We start from the raw sequence: 19,066 nt of genomic DNA on the forward strand, positions 1-19,066 counted from the left end.
TTAATTAAATGTTATAACAGTGCCGCCCCAGGAGTAACCTACACCAAAGCCCGCTAACAGCCATTTATCGCCGGATGTTAGGTTTTTTTCTTTTAGGGCCTCATACAGCGCAATAGGGATGCTTGATGATACGGTGTTGCCTACCCGCGCCATGTAAATATAAAAGCGTTCGGGCTCAATGCCCATCTTTTTACGCAGGTGCTCCAGCATATATTGATTGGCCTGGTGCAAAATAAACTGTCCAATATCATCCCTGGTTAAGTTGTTTTTTTCAAGCGTATCCGTTATCAACGCCGGGACCTCACGCGAAGTAAAGGCAAATATCTCCAGCCCATCCATATACAAATTCCCGGGTGACTGCTCATTGCCGTACCCATCATTCAGTGTATCGTTATTTTTTTGTGGATAGCGAACAGCCCCTTGTTTTACTATCAGGTTTTCGGCGCCTTTGCCATCGGTACCCAGCTCAAACCCGCCTATGGCGGCAAGGCCGCTGGTGCTGATTAAGGTAGCCGCCGCCGCATCCCCAAAAATGGTGCGGTTGCCTTTATCTTTTGGATGGATGAATTTTGAATAGGTTTCTGACGTGAGCAGTAAAATATTTTTGGCTATGCCGCCTGCTATTAAGCCTTTAGCCAAAGCCAGCCCATAAATGTAACCCGAACAGCCGAGGTTAAAATCAAGCGCGCCGGCTTTTACCGGTATGTTGAGCTTTTCCTGAATGATGCAGGCTGTTGATGGTAAAAAATAATCTGGGCTTTGGGTACAGTACAGTACAAAATCAATATCGCCCGGTTTTATATTATGTTCTGTGAACAGCTTTTGGCCCGCGGCTATGGCCATATCAGATGCAAATTCATCATCGGCCGCGATGTGCCTGGTATTGATGCCAATCTTATTTGCTATTTTTTCAACAGCCCATTCCGGGAATAAGGCAGACAGTTCTGTATTGCTCAGTTCTTTTTCAGGAAGATAATAGGAAATCGCCTTTATATAAGCTGTCATATTATTGGGCGGTAAAGCCCCCGTCAATTACCAGGGTGCTCCCGGTTGTCCAACTGCTTGCTGACGATAACAGGAACAAACAGGCCGAAGCTACATCTGTAGTTGTACCGTACCGCGCCAGTGGATAGTTTTTTTTATCCTCTTCAATACTTTCGGCGGTAACTTGTTCGCCAATTCTTTCAACTCCTTCTGTTTCAACCATACCGGGGGCCACACAATTGATCCTGATGTTGTTTTTTGCGAGCTCAAGCGCCGCCGATTTGCAAAAGGCCTGTAAACCGCCTTTTGTTGCCCCGTATATGGAATTGGCGCGGCAACCTATAACAGCCCCGGTGATTGATGACAGCAAAACAATTGACGACGAGGGATTGAGTTTTTTTAGTTTAGCCAGCGTAGTGGTAAACAGTATTGGTGCTCTTAAGTTGATCGAAAAAATATCGTCAATAATTTCGGCGGTTATAAATTTTAAGGGTATGAGCCTCATCAAACCAGCCGACTGTACAACGCCATCAAGCGGCGGCAACTGTTTGCAGGTATCAACAATAAAGTCTTCATTCCGTATATCACCGCAAAATATCTGGTGCCCGTTACCTTGCATCATATTTAAGGTTGCGTGCAGCCGCCCTATATCGCGCCCCAGCAGATAAACAGTAGCACCTGCCATGGCACATTGAATGCTTATTTGTTTGCCGATACCTGATGATGCGCCGGTAACCAATATTGTTTTACCCTGAAAGTTGAACGAATTATCCATGGTATATCAAATGGGGGATGATGAGGTTTTTTGTTGAGCATTTTACACTGCCCCATGACAGCCCAACTCCAAACCCACAGGCTATTATTTGCTTGTCGCCATTTTTTAATTCAGCCGCGCTTTGTGTAACCATGGTTAAGGGAATACTCGCGCTGCTGGTGTTGCCAAAGTCTTTTAAAGAGTAAGGTACTTTTTCTTCAGGGAGCTGAAGTTTTTTTCTGATCCGCTCATTCATCATCTGATTAGCCTGGTGAAAGAAAAAATAATCAATGCTATCCTTATTTATGTCGAATTTACTGATGAGTGAATTTACAGTTTCCGGAGCTTTAGAGATACCGAACGAGAATACATCCATGCCATCAAGTGTAAGCTGTAAATTATTCCTGCTGATGCCGTCTCCGATATGCTGCATTTCTAACGAGGCATTATTGTATGGGTTACGATAGCTGCCGTCATTAATAATGATGGATTTATAACCGCCGCCATCGCTGCCCAGATGAAACAAGAAACCTTCATCATCATCACTATATTCAAGCGCTGTGGCAGTGCCGGCATCGCCAAACAGGGGATAAGTAATTTTATCATCAGCCGAGCACACTTTTGTGGAGGTATCGCCTACCAAAAGCAGGGCTTTTTTGATGCCCCCCGTTTGCATATAGCCCGCCAAAGTACTTAGTCCGTAAATATACCCCGAACATCCCAATGAGATATCGAGGGTAAAACAATCATGCGGCAACCCAAGACGGTTCTGAAGCAGGGGCGACGTAGCCGGTAAAATGTAATCAGGTGTTTGTGAAACAAATACTAAACCTTCAATATCATTTTTGTCCCAATTTAACTCTTCAATAAGTTTTTGGGCGGCCTCAAAGCAAAGGTCAGATGTGCAGGTTTCTGGTTTAGCCATATGCCGGCGTTCAACTCCTATAGTTTTTATCAATTTTTCGAGGTCAGGGATATTGGTAATGCCCGCATTCTCCTCAATTTTTGACGGTACACAAGCGGCGACACCTCTAATACTTACATTTTTGATGTGCAGAAAAGCCATGCTTAAGCGGTTACCCTTGACGCAACAATGTCATAAATGTCCTGTATGGTTGATGATTTGCGAATATCATCGCCGGTTAGCCTAACCGAGTAGCTGTCATCAACCAGGGCAATTACCGACAGGGCAGTCATTGAGCTCCATTCATCATTTTCCTTAAATTTGGTATCGATGCTGAAATCGTCGGTTGGTATTTCATCAAATTGCTCAGCAAACTGGCGGACAAATTGTTCAATATTCATAAGCGTTATATTTCTGGTTCAATTATACTGGTGAGGTATTTATACTTGCGTTCATAAGCCTTTTTGTCCATTATCAAATATAAATTATTTTCATCTTCGCTTAGTAACGTGGCAAACATTTTATGAAAGCGCACCACCTTTTTATTGGCTTTTCGTACCTCAAATAAGCATTGCTCAAAGCCAAGCTCATTTATAGCGAATGACGAAATGAACAGATCGGATTTAATGGCTGTAAAATCATCGCTGCCTGGTTTTACCAGCCAGCTGCCGCTGTTGTAGGTTTTGTTGATAAAATTATACAGGCGTACTACGCCTTGGGGTTCATGGTCTTCGTTTTCGAACAAAAAATAATATTCAAGGCCCTGTGTTTCTCTTTCTTTATAAGCGCAGATCCAGGCCTGTTGTTTGGCCAGGTCATCGTCGGTTGGTGATAAATGCCGCGAAAGTTTTGGATCAGTTCTTAACCCTAAGATAAATGCCGCATCGCTTACCTCTACCATTCTGAATGTCAGGCCGTATTTTTTTATGGGTAATGTGATCATAGCCCTCTGAAGGTCTTAAATTCAGAATAGTCTCTCAAATACCCGTCCTCATCATACAGCATTGATGCTAACACCAAACAAATGGCGCCAGATGAAAAGTTGGATATATTGCACCATATGGCCGGTTTAATATGCAGGCCAAAATAGGGACGGTTTAGCTGCACGGTTTTTTTGTTGATGCCATCGTCAATGGTAATATCAAAACTACCGCCGGCTGCTACAATAAATTGCTCCAGTTCCTTATGCCCGTGCGCCGCCCTGGATTCGCCGCCAGGTATATCGTATAAATAAAACACCCGCTTAACATCAAAGGGTACATGGATATTATTTTCAACGGGGGTAATATTGCCTGCCCGGTTATGGATGCGGCGCAGGTGAATGATATTGCAATCAAAAACGGTTGAGTTTTTATCCTGCATGTTTTTTGCTTTTAAATTCTTCAAAATCCCTGATGTAGGCAGTTTCGTCATATGGGCTGTCGGCCAGTATCAGTGCCAGAGAATTGGTTGAAAAGTTTTCAATTTCGCGCCACATCATCGGCGGAATGTACAGGCCGTAATAGGAGCGGTTTAAGTTGAAGCGCATTTCTTTTTCGCCATCGTGCAGTACCACGTCAAAGCTGCCGCTGAGGGCCACAATAAATTCATGCAGATTGTTGTAAGCATGGCCGCCTCTTCTTTCACCGCCGGGTACATCATAAATCCAATAAGTTCTTTGAATTTTAAACGGGATATGGCGGTTCTCTTCAATAAATGACAGATTGCCCCGGTCATCTAAAAATTTGGGCAGCTGGATGATGGAGGGAGTTTGCATTTGCTTAATTCGCCTGGTAGTTAATGGTATATGCTAAAGCCGGACTAATTACACCCGGCGCAAGGTAACTGTTGGTACCTCTGGATTCGTTCTCCACTTCAAAACTTATAAAATCATCAATGCCATATAACAGGTAACGTTGGTTTTCGCCGAATATAAGTTTAAAAGTATAATGGCCCGCGTTGAGCAAATGCGCGGGTAGAATTCCTTTTACGGTGTAAATGCCGGTTTTTGAATCATTATTGGTTGAAATTAATGCACCATGATGGAAAACAGGTATTTCATCGCTGTTTTTTAACTCAAAAGTTGAATCAAGGTTGATGCCTGCTTTTTTATTGAAGAAGGTGAGCTCAAAACTCAATCCGGTTGATATGGATATGCTATCGCCTTTAAGCGATTTGATTTTGAAACCTAAAACGCGTATGTTTTCATTGCCGGGCGCCGCTTCCAGATCGCCGGTATGTTCAAACTGCGATTGGGTGGTATTGTTAAGCTGGTAAAAACTTACTGCTTCCAGCTGCTTATTGTTAAATACCAAACTACCATTTGCCAGCACAATGCCCCTGGTGCACAGGGTTTTTACCGCCGCCATGTTATGGCTCACAAATAAAACCGTACGGCCCTCGCCTTTGCTTACAGCACCCATTTTGCCGAGGCACTTTTTTTGAAACTCAGCATCGCCAACGGCTAAAACCTCGTCTACTATTAAAATTTCCGATTCCAGGTGGGCGGCCACTGCAAAGGCAAGGCGTACATACATGCCCGATGAATATCTTTTTACCGGCGTATCTATATACCTTTCAACGCCAGAAAAATCCACGATCTCATCAAACTTTCTTTTGATTTCGGCTTTACGCATGCCCAGTATAGCGCCATTAAGGAAGATATTTTCCCTGCCACTAAGTTCGGGATGAAAGCCTGTGCCAACTTCCAGTAAGCTTGCTATGCGGCCCTTAACTTTAACCGAACCGGTTGTAGGGGAGGTAACACGGCTTAATATTTTAAGCAGAGTGCTTTTGCCGGCACCGTTACGGCCAATTATGCCCACGGCGTCACCCTGTTCAACGTCAAAGTCCAGGTCTTTTAGGCTCCAAACTATGTTGCTCTTACTTTTGGTTGTACGGTCATTTGTTTCGCCTATCTTTAAAAAGGGATCCTCTTTGCCTCTCAGCCTGGCCCAGTAGCGTTCCAGGTCGCGTGATATGGTACCTGTGCCAAAATCGCCCAACTGATAGGCTTTTGAAAGATTTTCGACCTTAATTACTTTTGCCATTTATACGGTATCTACAAATGTTTTTTCAACCTGATTGAATATGACCGTACCGGTCAGTAAAATTAAAACTGTAGTTATGAGGCTATAACCTATCAGTTCCCAGCTGAAGCTGCCTCTGCCCAACAGGCCATACCTGAAGGTTTCAATAACAGCAGTTATAGGATTGAACTTTACCAGCCAGCTATAGGCCGGGTACCTGGCTTCGGCAACTGACAATGGAAAGATAACGGTTGTTGTATACATTAATAACGGCACGCCAAAAGAAACAACGAAAGAAAGGTCACGATACTTTGTGGTTACAGCCGACACGATCATGCCCATGCCCAGCCCTAAAGCCGCTATCATCAAAATAAGTAATGGCAGCAGTAACAGAACAGCATTGGGCAACAGCGCGAATCCTTTGAACAGATAAATAAAATATAACACCACAAAGAGTAAAAATTGTACCCCAAACCTAATGAGGTTTGATAAAACAATACTTAAGGGCATTATAAGGCGCGGAAAATAAACTTTGCCCAGTATAGCCGCGCTATCCCTGAAAACGGTTGAAGTTTTTGTGAGGCAGTCTGAAAAATAATTCCAGATAATGGTGCCTGCCAGGTAAAATAACGGTTTGGGCAAGCCATCAACAGGTATGCCAGCCAGGTTACCGAACACCAGGGTGTAAAAAAGGATGGTTATTGCCGGTTGAACAAAAAACCAAACCGGCCCCAGGATCGTCTGCTTGTAAAATGAAACAAAATCGCGCCTTACCAATAACAAAAGCAGATCGCGGTATTGCCAAAGATCTTTAAGTTTTAAGTCAAAAACGTTGTTTTTAGGGTTTATTTCAACGTCCCATTCTTCCTCTTTTGATATGCTCATTCGGTTAACAGCAATTGCAGTTTATTTATATAATCGGTTTCGTTAAAATGCATTATGCAGCGGTCCTGCAGCTCTTTCCGTTTTAAAGCAGTTAACGGGGTGGCCAGGCAGGCAACTATACAGTTAAACAGCTCGTCGGCATCATCGGCGTTAACTCCTTTACCCAGTTCTCCATTGCGTATGGCATCAATACTACCATCGGCATTACCGCAAATAACAGGCAGGCCAAGGGCCAGCGCTTCAATAAACACAATGCCGAAGCCTTCCTTTTTGCTTGGCAAAACAAACAGATCGGCCATTAAAAAATGGTCAGCAAGTTCAGTTTCTTTTATAAAGCCTGTCAGTATCACCTGTTCTGTCAAATCATAATCGACCAGCAGTTTGCTAATCCGGGCTTGTTCCAGTTGGTCATACTGACCTGATAGCACATATTTTATACGAGGGAATGTGCTTTTTAACCTACTTACGGCATTAATTACCTGCTCATAACCTTTATATTTTTCGGTAGAGGCCATGCGGGTTAATGTAAAAATAATTGGATAATTATTGTTGAGCTGGTAACGGTCAATAAGGTGTTGTGGCTTAGTGAAGCATTCAGGCAGCTTCATAAACGGATCAATAGCGTTATTGAGTACCTGGCAAACGCTTTTATCTACTTTATGCCACTTTATCATTTGCTGTTGGGTATAATTGCTTACACAAATTATTTTATCGCAACGCTTCAGAAATTGTTTTTTTGTAGATGACAGTGGTCGCCAAACTTCAATACCATGAGCAATAAGCCAAACCTTGCAGCCCGGATTAAGCAGCTTAATGATCATGCCAACACTTGCCAAATTGATATGACTTAATATGATCACGTTGAACTTTAAAGAACTGCGTATGGCTTTTAATGCAAATGCAAGCTTATTTGTACCAAAGCCTTTAAAGTTTTTAGCAGGCAGGTACTCGGGCATGAGTGTTCCGGGACTGTCATAAGCCGACCATAGTTCAAAGTCCCAGTTATTTGTTTGTGCCACCTTATGTAAAGCGTGCCCAAGTGTACGGGTCATTTTTTGAATGCCCCCTGTTGTGCTAAAAGTTTGTAAAGTAAATAAAACCACTTTTTTATACATGGGCCTGTATCTGGTAAAGCGCAAAAGCCTTTGACCAATGCATGGTTTTATTTTTAAACTTTTTAATGGTGCTTTGAGCCAGTTTGCCTTTATATAACTGGCTATTGCTTATTTCTTTATGCGCTGTCATCCATTGCTGCAGCGGAAAGGTAAAGCCCATTTTTGGCCTGTTCCAAACAGCGTTTGGCAATAGTTTATTGAAGCTGTCTATCAGTAGTTTTTTAGGCCGGCTGCTGTTAAACCGTATTGCCGCGCTAATGCTGATAACGGCATTGGTAAAATCCTCATCCAAAAACGGTACCCTTACTTCCAGCCCGTGCGCCATGCTCATAACGTCGGTATCGCGAAGCAGCTGATTCTGCATATAAAGGTTAGTTTCGAGCCAGGAGGCATGTTCCTTGTTGTATGTGTTCATCTCTGGCAATGGATCAATGTCAAAAAGAATATTTTGAACATTTTTACTGTCGGTATCAAGCAATTGAGCAATATCCCCGGGCGAAAATAACCCTCGCAATAAAAGATGATCAGCCAGGTAATGGTCGTTGGCCAAATAGGAAAGCTTTTTATAATGATCAGGTAAGATACCGGTAACTGCCGAAAATACGGAAGGCTTAATTTTGCGTAAATGTTTCAAATAATTTATCCGGCTAAATGATGGGTACCCCCCAAAATACTCGTCGGCGCCAACACCAGATAATACTGCCTTTAAACCATCATCATGCGCATATTTACTAATAAACCAGCTATTGATGCCGTCGGTAGTAGGCATATCCATAGCGTTGATGATCTGCGGCAAAAATGTTTCAAAATCATGCTGTTGCACCAGGTGTAAAAAACTTTCGCCCTCAATTTTATCTAAAACTATGCGTTGGTATGCCTGCTCGTCATAGTTCTTCTCGTTAAAAAAGATAGATACAGTTTTAAGCTGTTCCTTTTTTTGCCGCGAGGCCAGTAAGGCGATCAGGCTTGAATCAATACCCCCGCTTAAAAATACGCCTATCGGGGCATCAGCTATCAATTGCCGGTTAACAGCTTTTGTTAATGATTCCTGCACGAGCTGCAGGACACCATCAATATTTGTGATCTGATCTTTTGCCGGTATAGTGGCATAAGCATTTAGGGTATAGGTTGACGATGTGTTGTCCCAGCGTAAAAAATGTCCTTTTGGTAAACAGCGAACATTTTTTAAAGTGGTGTATGGTTCGGGGATATGGCCAAACGCTAAAAACCTTACAGGCCAGTCGGGGTCTTTTTCTGTTATGATACCCGCGGCCGTAAATGCCCTGATCTCGGAGGCAAAGGTCAGCACCGCGTTTTGTGCAAAGTAAAACATTGGCTTTATGCCTGCGGTATCGCGTACCAGGTAGGTAAGCGCATTAACGCTGTCATATAAAGCGAAAGCGAACATGCCCCTTAATTTTGAAAAGGCGGCGGTGCCCCATTGCAGATAAGATAACAAAATAACTTCGGTATCGGTAGCCGACCTGAACTGAGCGCCCAACTTTAGCAACTCATCCTTCAAGTCCTGATAATTGTAAATTTCGCCGTTAAAGGTTATCCAAACTTTTTGGGCGGCATCGGCCATAGGCTGGTGCCCCTGCCTGCTAAGATCAATGATGGAGAGCCGCCGGTGTCCAAATACGGTGTGAGCGTTATCCTCTGAAAATATACCTTCATCATCTGGGCCGCCATGCTGCTGTGCTGCGCACATAGTCTTTACTTTTGCCCTGATATCCTCTGGCAGCAGTTGTTTGCTAACTATCCCTGCTATCCTGCACATTGTTCATTACTTTTCACAGCTTCGCCCCGTAAGTCACGTTTTTGTTTTGTAACTTATTAATTAACAGTAATTTATGAGTGTTCTAAAAAAATTACTGTTGGGTTTTACAGCTTATAACAAGCTGTCATTTCCGGTGCGCCAATAACAATTTGATTAAAAGCGTTTAATGTATGAAGCTGCCACATGTACTATGATGGAGCAGCCAATACTTTCGAGCCTTAATATCAATTGTTTTTGCGACCGGTATGATATTACCTCACCGGTCATTCCTTTTAATGGCCCTGCCTTTATCAGCACTTTTTCGCCTGGTTCCAGATGTTCTTCTGTAATTTCCAGTTCAACCGAACTCGCCATTAATAATTTTAACTCATTTATCTGGCGGTCGGGCATAGCAGCAGGCTTACCCGAAAAGTATAAAAAGCGGGCTACTCCTTTGGTCATTAATACCTCGGCCTGCTCATGCTCGGCAATGTTTACAAATATGTAAGATTTAATAAAAGGTTCTTCAACCCATTTTTTCCGGTCGCTCCATTGCTTAAGCTGGCGGTGCAGCGGAAGATAGGTTAAAATTCCTTTATTTGTTAGCGCCTCGTAAGCTTTTTTTTCGGCACGTGCATTAGTATAAACGGGGTACCAATTCATTTTTTAAAGCACTGTTATTTAAACCATCGTCTAATATCCCACCATTTGATCTTATTATCATCGAGATAATAACCTGAACCTTCGTATCCGCTATAATCAGAGTAATAATAATAGCGCGCGCCAGAACTGTCGCCGGTAAACTTGGTTGTATAATACCTGGAATGCAGCAGTTCTTCTTCATACGCGTTGAGCACTATTACTGTATTATCAAGATTATACTCCTGGGCTATACGCTGAGGTACAGAGGCCGAATAAAATTTTGACCGACCCGACCGTATTACAAAAACATTGATATCACTCATCCTGATGAGCGGTATAGCATCAGATACCAGGCCTATGGGGGCGGTATCAATCATCACAATATCATACTTTAATTTTAATTGCGCTATTAAAGTGATCATCCGCTCGCTATGCAAAAGTTCGGACGGGTTGGGAGGAACCGGTCCTGAAATTATAAAATCAAGATTTTCATATTGAGAGTGAAGAATGATCTCTTCATGCTCAATTTGATGGGCCAGGTAATTGCTTAAGCCAATATCATTTGATACCCGGAAGGTTTTGTGCAACCTGGAACGCCGTAAATCGGCACCGATAAGGATAACCCGTTTATCAATAAGTGAAAGGGTGCTTGATAAGTTGACCGCCACAAATGATTTTCCTTCGCCGGCTACTTCTGATGTTATACAAATAACCTTGTTTTGTTTCTCAGATGATAGGAAACTTAAGTTGGTGCGCACAGATCGTACCGATTCTGCAAATATTGACTTTGGCCTGAGGAGCGCTAAAATTTGACTGTTGCTTTCGTCAACCGGTTCAGGAAATTTCCTGATAACCCCAAGTATAGGTATCGATGTAAGGCTTTCAATGGTTTCCTTATCATAAATATAGGGGTTTAATATGCGCACAACAATGATAAGGCCCAGGCCTATGGCCAGGCCTAAAATTATGGCTGTACGATGTATATTATGCTCATCGGGCGATACCGCATTTAAATTTGGCTGAGCGGGTTCAATAAGCGTAGCGCCAGGCAATATACCGGCCCTGCTTATTTGAGCTTCTAATTTTTTTTCAGATAAAAAAGAGTAAACTTTATCATTGATCTCAAAATCACGCTGAAGGCTCACCATGTCGCGCTGGGCTGCGGGGAGCGCCATAATTGCCTGGTTAACCTGCGCAAGCTGACCGTCAAGAAAGGTCATTTTTTTTTCAATGCCCTGTCTTACAACTTTAATATTATTTAACGCGGTTAATTTGATTTGTAATATCTGCTGATTAATGTCGCGTATGGGCTGTGCATCATTATTGTATGTTTTTAGCAGGCTGTTTCTTTCCTGTATCAGGTTATCCAGTTTAATAACCATTGTTTGTAATGTGGTGTTGTCTGCCCCGCCGGTAGTAAAATTTAGGTTAACGTTATCTTTTTCCTTTGTGATCTGATCTTTCAGCTGGTCAAGAGCTATCAGCTGTAGTTTTAGCTCTGATTTATTTGTTTCTAACTGCGCGGCCTTAGAAACAGATGCGCTTGAAGCGGTACTGATATCAAATATTTTTGATTTTTGGCGATATTTTTCAAGTGAATTTTCCGAGCCTTTTACCTCGGTTGATAAAAATGACAGCTGGCTATCAATAAAATCGATCATTTGTGAAGCAGACTGTGCTTTTTGATTACGGTCAAAAATTACATACTCCCTCATAATACTGTTTAATATATCGGCCGCGAATTGCGGGTTGGAGTCTGTTTCCTGCAGCGCTATAATATTTGAGTTTTTTGCTGTTTCGCCTGCCTGCAGGCCGCCCCTTACCCGGCCCACAAAATCTTCGGGGATATTGAACTTAAATAAATAAACAGTGTTTTTACCCAACGGGCCCGGATATTTTATGGTAAAGCTTGTTGGCCCTATAGTTACAGGTTCATTATAATTAAAAGTGTTTTGAACCTCCTTGTTCCCAATTTTATAGGAGAGCTCAAATGAACGGCGGTTAACCGGCGTAAACCCTATCTGATCATGATAAAAATTTAAGCTGTCAAACCTGATGAGTTCAATATTGAGGGGTTTTGACGGGTAAATTTCAGTGGTGCGTACCCGTCCCATAATGTAAAAGCTTATACTATAATCAAGGTCCTTTATGGCGCTTAGTATAAGGTTGCGGCTTTGCAGTACCGTAGTGATGCTTTGTATTTTTGATGGTCCGCGATCCGGAACGCTGATCACGGAAATAATATCAGATATCTCCGATTTTTTTTCTTCAATTTTTAATGTGCCCGATGACGAATAAGTTTTTGGCGTATACCATAAGTAGGAATAGGAAATAATTACAGCTAAACCTACCGACAGGGCTATCCAATACCAGCGGCTTAGTAATATTTTGCAGATCTTGAAATAATCTATTTCCTGTTTAGGTAGTTTCCGCTGAATTTTTTCTGTTTCTTCCATTAGCGATGCGAAAGCGTGAAAATAATTAAAGCAGTATTGAGCAACAGCAGCACAGGCTGGGTAATAACCGACAAGTTTTGTAAGTTATCATTACGTACAGCGCGTTTGTTTTGAGCTATATAAACAATATCGCCATTTTGAAGAATAGCACGCGGGTCATTTATGGATTGAATATTCCTGAGATTAATTACCGTTACCTGCGGATTTGCCTGATCACCCCGTATAATTTCAATGTTTCTTTCATTTGCCTTGTCTGTAAGGCCGCCAGCTTCACCAATCATTTCAACTAAAGTAGTCCTGTCTTTTGTTAAAGGGTAATTTCCCTGGCCTTTAATTTCGCCAAGCAACGTTACCTTCAGATTTATAATTTTTAATTCAATTATTGGGTCTTTTAAAAGGCTTTTACGGTAAAGGTCCTCAATATGTTTTGCCGCTTCGGCGCGTGTAAGGCCTGTTACGGTTACATGACCTATAACAGGTAATGCTACTGTGCCATCATCTTCAACCTGGAAGGTTTGGCCGCTCGATACATTACCACCCGATGTATTGGTGACAGTTGCAGGAGTTTCATCAACTATGTATTTAACATTTTGCAAATTCCTGATCTGTAAAACATCCTGGGGTTTTATGCGGTAGCTGGTTGTACTTAATGATGATTTTTGAATCAGACTATCTGCAACGTTGTTTTTTTGTTCAAAAAGCAGCTGGTATTGTTTGTTGGAGCATGAGGTTAAAACAAAAAGTATCCCGAAAAATAAAAGAGTAAAAAATAAAAGACGCATATGAACAGAACGGTGCTAAATGATTTTAATAATTAGGCATTCATTTCAAAAATACATAATTTGGGGGGACATAAATTGTTTTCTTTTTCAACTTGTACGGTTTGAAGCTATCCCTGGTTACAATAGTTTATAATGCTCAGGACACAATTGGGCAATGCATTGAGTCTGTTATCAGCCAAAATTATCCTGATCTGGAGTATATCATTATTGACGGAGGATCAACTGACAATACCGTTGAGGTAATAAAAAAATACCAGCCTTCCATTAATATTTTAGTTTCTGAGCCTGATAACGGCATTTATGATGCCATGAATAAAGGTATTAAACTGGCCACCGGTCAAATTGTAGGGATGCTAAATGCCGATGACCGGTTTGCCGATCATGAAGTTTTACAAACGGTAGCCAAAGCGTTTGAGCAGCAGGGAACCGATGCTATATATGGCGATCTGGATATTATTGATGAACATGACAGGATCATTAGGAAATGGCGTTCAGGGCAATGGCGGGGCGGCTCCTTCAACCTGGGGTTTATGCCACCGCACCCAACGTTTTATTGCAGGCGGCAATTATTTGAAAAATTCGGTTTCTATAGTCTTGAATTTGGTTCAGCTGCCGATTATGAGTTGATGCTGAGATTTATGCACGGGCACAAGATCAATAGCATCTATCTTAAAAAGGTGATGGTAAAAATGCAGACAGGGGGAGTTAGCAGCAAAAATTTAACGAACCGGATAAAGGCCTGGCAATATGATTTAAAGGCCATGCGAAAAAATAAAATCAGGTTACCATTGGTAACGCTAATGCTAAAACCTTTTAGAAAAATATTTCAATTTATTTAACCTCAAGTTAAACTAATTTTTTTTTAACCCGTATAAAAGCCATATATAAACTGTTTTAAAAAGCCTCAGCTAAAGTAACAACAGCACATTGTATGGTTGAACTTTTAGGATCTTCTCACTTAATTTATAACGTTTTAATAGTTGTAATATCAGCGTTTATAACATTGTTAGCAATCCCTTCCATTTTGCATGTTGCCCGGGCAAGGCACTTGTATGACGATGTTGGGCATTTCAGAAAACAGCATGATCATGGCATACCACGTTTGGGTGGCGTTGCCATATTTGTGAGCTTTATAATTACCACGCTTCTGTTTAACATTATTGATAAGGCGCTTCCAATTAGTTACCTGCTCATTTCATGCATTATTATGTTTACGGTAGGATTAAAGGATGATCTTTCGGGTGTAAATTCAAGTACAAAATTCCTGATACAATTTATTGCCGCAGCTATTTTGGTAATACTGGGCGGTATACGCATAACCAGCCTGTATGGTGTTTTTGATATTTATAACCTGCCTTATGTGCCAAGCGCTATATTTTCAACGCTGTTAATTATGCTTGTTATCAATTCATTTAATTTGATTGATGGTATTGATGGTTTGGCCGCTATGACCGGCATTATTGTTAATGGTACTTTTAGTTTGCTTTTTATACAGTTAAAGCAGTACGAGCTGGCTGCCGGTTGTTTGGCCGCGGTTGGTGCGGTTGCCGGCTTTTTACGTTATAATGTTACACCCGCCAAAATATTTATGGGCGATACAGGCGCATTGCTTATCGGTCTTATATCGGCCGTGATGGCCATAAAATATACCGAGATCAGTAAGGTTACGGGCATAGAAATCCCTCATGTTTATGCGGCGCCTGCATTAACGGTTGCTATATTGATAGGGCCGGTTTTTGATACATTAAGAGTATTTGTCATAAGGATATTTAACAGGCAATCGCCATTTGAGGCCGATCGTAACCACATGCACCACCGCATGTTAAAACTGGGGTTTAGCCATTTGCAGGCAACACTGTGTTTATCGGCACTTAATTTAACTGCGATAGGCATGGTGTTACTATTCCGGAACCTGAGTAATTCCCTGCTAATAGCCCTGATCATTTTAATCCCGGTGATCTTTAATTGGTTCATTACTTTTTGCATCAGGTCAAAGGAGCGCGAAAATGTGGCTTTACGCAACCTGTTCGCTTAGCTTTATAAGCACTTGTTTGTAATGTTTGCGTAGTATTAAGCATAGTAAATAATCTGTATCATAATTTAGCCATCCATCTTCGTTAACTTTGAATGTTTTTAATGACAAACAATGAAGATTGCTATAAATGGATTTGGCCGCATAGGCCGCATTTTTTTAAGGAATATTTTAGATAGGCCGGGCATACAGGTTGTAGCCATAAATGATCTTACCGATACACAAACCCTTGCTCATTTATTTAAGTATGATTCTGTTCACCGCGGTTTTAAAGGTACTGTGCATTTTGACGCCGATAACCTTTATATAAATGACCGGCAAATAAAAGTACTTGCAGAGCGCAATCCGCAGGCTTTACCGTGGGCAGCGCTGGATATTGACCTGGTGATCGAGTCGACAGGAAAATTCACATCCGGGGAAGGGGCGGGGCTGCATTTGGCTGCGGGTGCCAAACAGGTAATTATTTCGGCACCATCAACAGATAAAAGCGTACCAACTGTGGTGCTGGCCGTTAATGACAATTTGGTCGATCTGAGTTCACCTATATTATCAAATGCATCATGCACTACCAATAATGTAGCAGCCATGGTAAAAATACTTGATGAAAACTGGGGCATAGTTGATGGATATATTACCACCGTACACTCCATGACCGGCGATCAAAGCCTGCACGATGCGCCGCATAAGGATTTGCGCCGCGCAAGGGCCGCCTCGGCTTCTATTATCCCAACAACCACCGGCGCGGCAAAGGCCATAACAGCAATATTCCCGCATTTGGATGGCAGGTTGGGCGGCGCTGGTATCCGTGTACCGGTACTTAACGGCTCGTTAACTGATTTTACCTGCAGCCTTAAAAAACAGCCCACCATTAACGAGATTAATATTGCTTTTAAACAAGCGGCGGATGGCCCGATGAAAAATGTGCTGGAATATACCGAAGATCCTATAGTGTCAACTGATATATTGGATAACCCACACAGTTGTATTTTTGATGCCCAGCTTACCTCTATAGTAGGTGGCCTGGTTAAAGTTGTGGGCTGGTATGATAATGAAATGGGCTACAGCAGCCGGCTGGCAGACCTTGTTCAAAAGATAGCTGAAATTAAAAAGCAGCCGGCCTAAAGCCGGCTGCTTTTTAATTATTTTTTGTAAACGACGGTAGCTGTTGTTACCGAGGTATCAGAGTTTTTGCCATTGATGTAGCAATATGACGAAAAGCTGATTGACTCATTTGTCTGCTTCATTATGTTGTTTTGTGCTTCAACAGCAAGTCCCGCCTGTTTATAGGCCTTAGAGAATACCAGTAATCTTCCCAATACCAGACTGGTGAAATTTTTGCCATCAATAGTTATGGTTGAGGCTGATTTAATAACCACATTGTTAAGGTTTTCTTCAAGATAATTGGTGACTAACTTACCGTCCTTATTAATAGTGGTAAAGCTAAAGTTAGCAAGGCTTGATTTTGAAAAATCTTCTTTAAAATGTACAGCAGATGATTTTTCATAAACTTTAGGGTCGAGGATCAGACTTACGGTTTCAGTATAACTTAAATAAAGAGTATCATTACTTACTTTAGTAATAACTTCCTGGGTAGGTATATCAAGCTTTACGTTTATTGACGATGAAGCAGGATCACTGTCTCCATCTGGCGAATTTGGTTTTATTTCCGTTAGTTGTTTTTTACAGCTAAAAAGGGTAGTAGCAATGAGGATGCAGGTAAGGAACTTTTTCATGTTAATTATCAGGATTTTACAGGCTGTTTTGCAACAACTATGCCTTACTCGCTTTTTGTGAGGTAATAATTAATAGGAAAATTTTATTTAACTGACAGATTGGGTGTTTAACCAATGCATTTAATGTTTAACTAAACGATAAAAATTGATGTTACTATATTTTGATTCTGTTGGGATAAAATTCCCCAATCGGGAATTTTTGCCATTTTTGTCTTATGATCAGGTTTATAAATGTTGAAGAGTTATTGTCCATCCGTAATGAAGTATTACGCGAAGGCAAGCTTACGTTGGATGAATGCCGTTTTCCTACCGATCATATAGAAGGGGCTTTCCATTTAGGGTATTATCAAAACGATGAGCTTGCTTGCATAGTATCATTCCACCCACAAGGCTATGGTGATTTTGAAGGAAAAGCCTACCAGTTACGCGGAATGGCCACTATTGAAAAATATCGCGGGAAAGGACTGGGTAACCAACTGGTTAATTTTGCCCTGGTTTATCTGCGCGGCCAAAAAGCTAATTATGTATGGTGTAATGCACGTAAAAAGGCTGTGCAATTTTATCATAACGCGGGCTTTGAAATCATTTCGCCGGAGTTTGAAGTACCGGGTATTGGGCCACATTTTGTTATGTATGTTAAATTAAAGTGAAATTTGGTGTGATTTTAAACACCTTTTTCACTTTTTCGTTAAGAATTAAGAATAAAATGTTGAATTTGCGCGCCTTATAGTAAATGATACATATAATCATATGAAAACAGTAGATCAAATTAGTTTTGCAGGCAAAAAAGCCCTGATCAGGGTTGATTTTAATGTGCCTTTGGATAAGGATTACAATATTACTGACGATAACCGGATGACGGCTGCTTTGCCAACTATAAAAAAGATCTTAAAAGATGGCGGTAAAGTTATCCTGATGTCGCACCTGGGCAGGCCAAAAGGTGGTCCTGAAGAAGCATATTCTTTAAAACACCTGGTACCACATTTATCTGATCTATTGGGTCAGCAAGTTGAATTTGCTGATGATTGCATTGGCCAGCAGGCCATTGAAAAATCAAAGGAACTTGAAAAAGGCGAAGTGCTTTTATTAGAGAACCTTCGTTTTTACAAAGAAGAAGAAAAAGGTGATGTTGCCTTTGCCGAAAAGCTTTCAAAATTGGGCGATGTTTATGTGAACGACGCCTTTGGTACTGCTCACCGCGCGCATGCTTCAACAGCCGTAATTGCACAGTTTTTCCCAGACGCCAAAGTTTTTGGATACCTGATGGCTGCTGAACTGAACAATGCCGAAAAAATTCTGAATGGTGCAGCAAAACCATTTACGGCTATAATGGGTGGTTCAAAGGTTTCTGATAAAATAGAGCTTATTGAAAAACTATTAGATAAGGTAGATAACCTGATCATTGGCGGCGGTATGGCCTATACCTTTGCCAAAGCTGATGGGGGCAATATTGGCACCTCATTGGTTGAAGCTGACAAGCTTGACCTGGCCATCAGCCTGAAGCAAAAAGCTAAAGACAAAGGCGTAAAGCTTTATTTGCCGGTTGATAACGTGATTGCTGATGCTTTTGCCAATGATGCTAAAACCGGTGTTGCTAAAACCGGCGAAATCCCCGACAACTGGATGGGCCTTGATATTGGTCCAGAAACCGTTGCTTTATTCAGCAAAGTGGTTGAAGAATCAAAAACTATTTTATGGAATGGCCCAATGGGCGTTTTTGAAATGGAAACGTTTTTAGTTGGTACCAAAGCTATTGCCGAAGCTGTAGTTAAAGCAACAGAAAATGGAGCGTTCTCGCTGATAGGTGGTGGTGATTCTGCAGCGGCAGTTGCCAAGTTTAACCTTACTGCCGATGTAAGTTATGTATCAACAGGTGGTGGTGCTTTGCTTGAATATATGGAAGGTAAAGAACTGCCCGGCGTAAAGGCGATCAATGAATAATTACTACTTACAGTTATAAATGCAAAAGCCTCCTGGTTTAAACCGGGAGGCTTTTTTTGAATCTGGATAAC

The 19,066-nt window shown here is 41.6% G+C and carries 20 protein-coding genes; 5 read left to right on the forward strand and 15 right to left on the reverse strand.

The annotated features are described in order from the left end of the window. From J2W55_RS01270 to J2W55_RS01335, 14 genes are all read right to left on the reverse strand, one after another. On the reverse strand, positions 1 to 1,005 hold the full coding sequence (locus tag J2W55_RS01270; protein ID WP_310091069.1) for a ketoacyl-ACP synthase III: 1,005 nt from the start codon (positions 1,003 to 1,005) through the stop codon (positions 1 to 3). A gap of 1 nt (position 1,006) precedes the next feature. Further along, complete coding sequence (locus tag J2W55_RS01275; RefSeq protein ID WP_310091071.1) at positions 1,007 to 1,759, reverse strand: SDR family NAD(P)-dependent oxidoreductase; 753 nt, start codon at positions 1,757 to 1,759, stop codon at positions 1,007 to 1,009. Beyond that, a complete protein-coding gene (locus tag J2W55_RS01280) occupies positions 1,752 to 2,804 on the reverse strand; it encodes a ketoacyl-ACP synthase III (RefSeq protein WP_310091073.1) in 1,053 nt (350 codons plus the stop codon). Before J2W55_RS01280 ends, J2W55_RS01275 begins: the two co-directional genes overlap by 8 nt. 2 nt (positions 2,805 to 2,806) lie before the next feature. Continuing rightward, positions 2,807 to 3,043 (reverse strand): acyl carrier protein, encoded by a 237-nt coding sequence (locus J2W55_RS01285; RefSeq protein ID WP_310091077.1) that lies wholly within the window; start codon positions 3,041 to 3,043, stop codon positions 2,807 to 2,809. Between the two features lie 5 nt (positions 3,044 to 3,048). Continuing rightward, entirely contained in the window at positions 3,049 to 3,585 is a 537-nt protein-coding gene (locus J2W55_RS01290) for a GNAT family N-acetyltransferase (protein ID WP_310091079.1), read from the reverse strand. Beyond that, positions 3,582 to 4,004, reverse strand: a complete 423-nt coding sequence (locus J2W55_RS01295; protein WP_310091080.1) for a sugar 3,4-ketoisomerase — start codon at positions 4,002 to 4,004, stop codon at positions 3,582 to 3,584. The genes J2W55_RS01290 and J2W55_RS01295 overlap by 4 nt, the downstream gene beginning before the upstream one ends. Then, positions 3,994 to 4,398: a sugar 3,4-ketoisomerase gene (locus tag J2W55_RS01300; RefSeq protein WP_310091082.1), complete on the reverse strand. Its 405-nt coding sequence runs from the start codon at positions 4,396 to 4,398 to the stop codon at positions 3,994 to 3,996. The genes J2W55_RS01295 and J2W55_RS01300 overlap by 11 nt, the downstream gene beginning before the upstream one ends. 4 nt (positions 4,399 to 4,402) lie before the next feature. Then, positions 4,403 to 5,671 (reverse strand): ABC transporter ATP-binding protein, encoded by a 1,269-nt coding sequence (locus J2W55_RS01305; protein WP_310091083.1) that lies wholly within the window; start codon positions 5,669 to 5,671, stop codon positions 4,403 to 4,405. Continuing rightward, complete coding sequence (locus J2W55_RS01310; protein WP_310091085.1) at positions 5,672 to 6,535, reverse strand: ABC transporter permease; 864 nt, start codon at positions 6,533 to 6,535, stop codon at positions 5,672 to 5,674. It lies immediately after the preceding gene. Then, a complete protein-coding gene (locus J2W55_RS01315) occupies positions 6,532 to 7,650 on the reverse strand; it encodes a glycosyltransferase family 4 protein (protein WP_374726350.1) in 1,119 nt (372 codons plus the stop codon). Before J2W55_RS01315 ends, J2W55_RS01310 begins: the two co-directional genes overlap by 4 nt. Next, positions 7,643 to 9,430, reverse strand: coding sequence for an asparagine synthase (glutamine-hydrolyzing) (asnB, locus tag J2W55_RS01320; protein WP_310091090.1), 1,788 nt, complete (start codon positions 9,428 to 9,430; stop codon positions 7,643 to 7,645). Before asnB ends, J2W55_RS01315 begins: the two co-directional genes overlap by 8 nt. Positions 9,431 to 9,583: 153 nt before the next feature. Continuing rightward, on the reverse strand, positions 9,584 to 10,072 hold the full coding sequence (locus J2W55_RS01325) for a UpxY family transcription antiterminator (RefSeq protein WP_310091091.1): 489 nt from the start codon (positions 10,070 to 10,072) through the stop codon (positions 9,584 to 9,586). Positions 10,073 to 10,086: 14 nt separating this feature from the next. Beyond that, positions 10,087 to 12,507, reverse strand: coding sequence for a GumC family protein (locus J2W55_RS01330; protein WP_310091093.1), 2,421 nt, complete (start codon positions 12,505 to 12,507; stop codon positions 10,087 to 10,089). Beyond that, a complete protein-coding gene (locus J2W55_RS01335; protein ID WP_310091095.1) occupies positions 12,507 to 13,289 on the reverse strand; it encodes a polysaccharide biosynthesis/export family protein in 783 nt (260 codons plus the stop codon). The genes J2W55_RS01330 and J2W55_RS01335 overlap by 1 nt, the downstream gene beginning before the upstream one ends. 101 nt (positions 13,290 to 13,390) lie before the next feature. On the opposite strand from J2W55_RS01335, the gene J2W55_RS01340 reads away from it, so the two are divergent. From J2W55_RS01340 to gap, 3 genes are all read left to right on the forward strand, one after another. Next, a complete protein-coding gene (locus J2W55_RS01340) occupies positions 13,391 to 14,128 on the forward strand; it encodes a glycosyltransferase family 2 protein (protein WP_310091097.1) in 738 nt (245 codons plus the stop codon). Positions 14,129 to 14,292: 164 nt separating this feature from the next. After that, positions 14,293 to 15,324, forward strand: coding sequence for an MraY family glycosyltransferase (locus tag J2W55_RS01345; RefSeq protein ID WP_310091100.1), 1,032 nt, complete (start codon positions 14,293 to 14,295; stop codon positions 15,322 to 15,324). A gap of 111 nt (positions 15,325 to 15,435) precedes the next feature. Beyond that, entirely contained in the window at positions 15,436 to 16,443 is a 1,008-nt protein-coding gene (gap, locus tag J2W55_RS01350; protein WP_310091103.1) for a type I glyceraldehyde-3-phosphate dehydrogenase, read from the forward strand. Positions 16,444 to 16,460: 17 nt separating this feature from the next. Here the strand turns inward: gap and J2W55_RS01355 are convergent, their stop codons facing one another. Further along, positions 16,461 to 17,054 (reverse strand): hypothetical protein, encoded by a 594-nt coding sequence (locus J2W55_RS01355; RefSeq protein WP_310091105.1) that lies wholly within the window; start codon positions 17,052 to 17,054, stop codon positions 16,461 to 16,463. A gap of 215 nt (positions 17,055 to 17,269) precedes the next feature. Between J2W55_RS01355 and J2W55_RS01360 the strand changes: the two genes are divergently transcribed. Together J2W55_RS01360 and J2W55_RS01365 are read left to right on the forward strand one after the other, a co-directional pair. Then, positions 17,270 to 17,704: a GNAT family N-acetyltransferase gene (locus J2W55_RS01360; RefSeq protein ID WP_310091106.1), complete on the forward strand. Its 435-nt coding sequence runs from the start codon at positions 17,270 to 17,272 to the stop codon at positions 17,702 to 17,704. A gap of 100 nt (positions 17,705 to 17,804) precedes the next feature. Further along, on the forward strand, positions 17,805 to 18,995 hold the full coding sequence (locus J2W55_RS01365) for a phosphoglycerate kinase (RefSeq protein ID WP_310091107.1): 1,191 nt from the start codon (positions 17,805 to 17,807) through the stop codon (positions 18,993 to 18,995). The last annotated feature ends 71 nt before the right edge of the window (positions 18,996 to 19,066 follow it).

The organism is Mucilaginibacter pocheonensis (assembly GCF_031456535.1).
Classification (GTDB): Bacteria; Bacteroidota; Bacteroidia; order Sphingobacteriales; family Sphingobacteriaceae; genus Mucilaginibacter; species Mucilaginibacter pocheonensis.

Coding starts and splice junctions, on each gene's coding strand:
- J2W55_RS01270 (WP_310091069.1), bottom strand. CDS start 1,005: ATGACAGCTTATATAAAGGCGATTTCCTATTATCTTCCTGAAAAAGAA.
- J2W55_RS01275 (WP_310091071.1), bottom strand. CDS start 1,759: ATGGATAATTCGTTCAACTTTCAGGGTAAAACAATATTGGTTACCGGC.
- J2W55_RS01280 (WP_310091073.1), bottom strand. CDS start 2,804: ATGGCTTTTCTGCACATCAAAAATGTAAGTATTAGAGGTGTCGCCGCT.
- J2W55_RS01285 (WP_310091077.1), bottom strand. CDS start 3,043: ATGAATATTGAACAATTTGTCCGCCAGTTTGCTGAGCAATTTGATGAA.
- J2W55_RS01290 (WP_310091079.1), bottom strand. CDS start 3,585: ATGATCACATTACCCATAAAAAAATACGGCCTGACATTCAGAATGGTA.
- J2W55_RS01295 (WP_310091080.1), bottom strand. CDS start 4,004: ATGCAGGATAAAAACTCAACCGTTTTTGATTGCAATATCATTCACCTG.
- J2W55_RS01300 (WP_310091082.1), bottom strand. CDS start 4,398: ATGCAAACTCCCTCCATCATCCAGCTGCCCAAATTTTTAGATGACCGG.
- J2W55_RS01305 (WP_310091083.1), bottom strand. CDS start 5,671: ATGGCAAAAGTAATTAAGGTCGAAAATCTTTCAAAAGCCTATCAGTTG.
- J2W55_RS01310 (WP_310091085.1), bottom strand. CDS start 6,535: ATGAGCATATCAAAAGAGGAAGAATGGGACGTTGAAATAAACCCTAAA.
- J2W55_RS01315 (WP_374726350.1), bottom strand. CDS start 7,650: ATGTATAAAAAAGTGGTTTTATTTACTTTACAAACTTTTAGCACAACA.
- asnB (WP_310091090.1), bottom strand. CDS start 9,430: ATGTGCAGGATAGCAGGGATAGTTAGCAAACAACTGCTGCCAGAGGAT.
- J2W55_RS01325 (WP_310091091.1), bottom strand. CDS start 10,072: ATGAATTGGTACCCCGTTTATACTAATGCACGTGCCGAAAAAAAAGCT.
- J2W55_RS01330 (WP_310091093.1), bottom strand. CDS start 12,507: ATGGAAGAAACAGAAAAAATTCAGCGGAAACTACCTAAACAGGAAATA.
- J2W55_RS01335 (WP_310091095.1), bottom strand. CDS start 13,289: ATGCGTCTTTTATTTTTTACTCTTTTATTTTTCGGGATACTTTTTGTT.
- gap (WP_310091103.1), top strand. CDS start 15,436: ATGAAGATTGCTATAAATGGATTTGGCCGCATAGGCCGCATTTTTTTA.
- J2W55_RS01355 (WP_310091105.1), bottom strand. CDS start 17,054: ATGAAAAAGTTCCTTACCTGCATCCTCATTGCTACTACCCTTTTTAGC.
- J2W55_RS01360 (WP_310091106.1), top strand. CDS start 17,270: ATGATCAGGTTTATAAATGTTGAAGAGTTATTGTCCATCCGTAATGAA.
- J2W55_RS01365 (WP_310091107.1), top strand. CDS start 17,805: ATGAAAACAGTAGATCAAATTAGTTTTGCAGGCAAAAAAGCCCTGATC.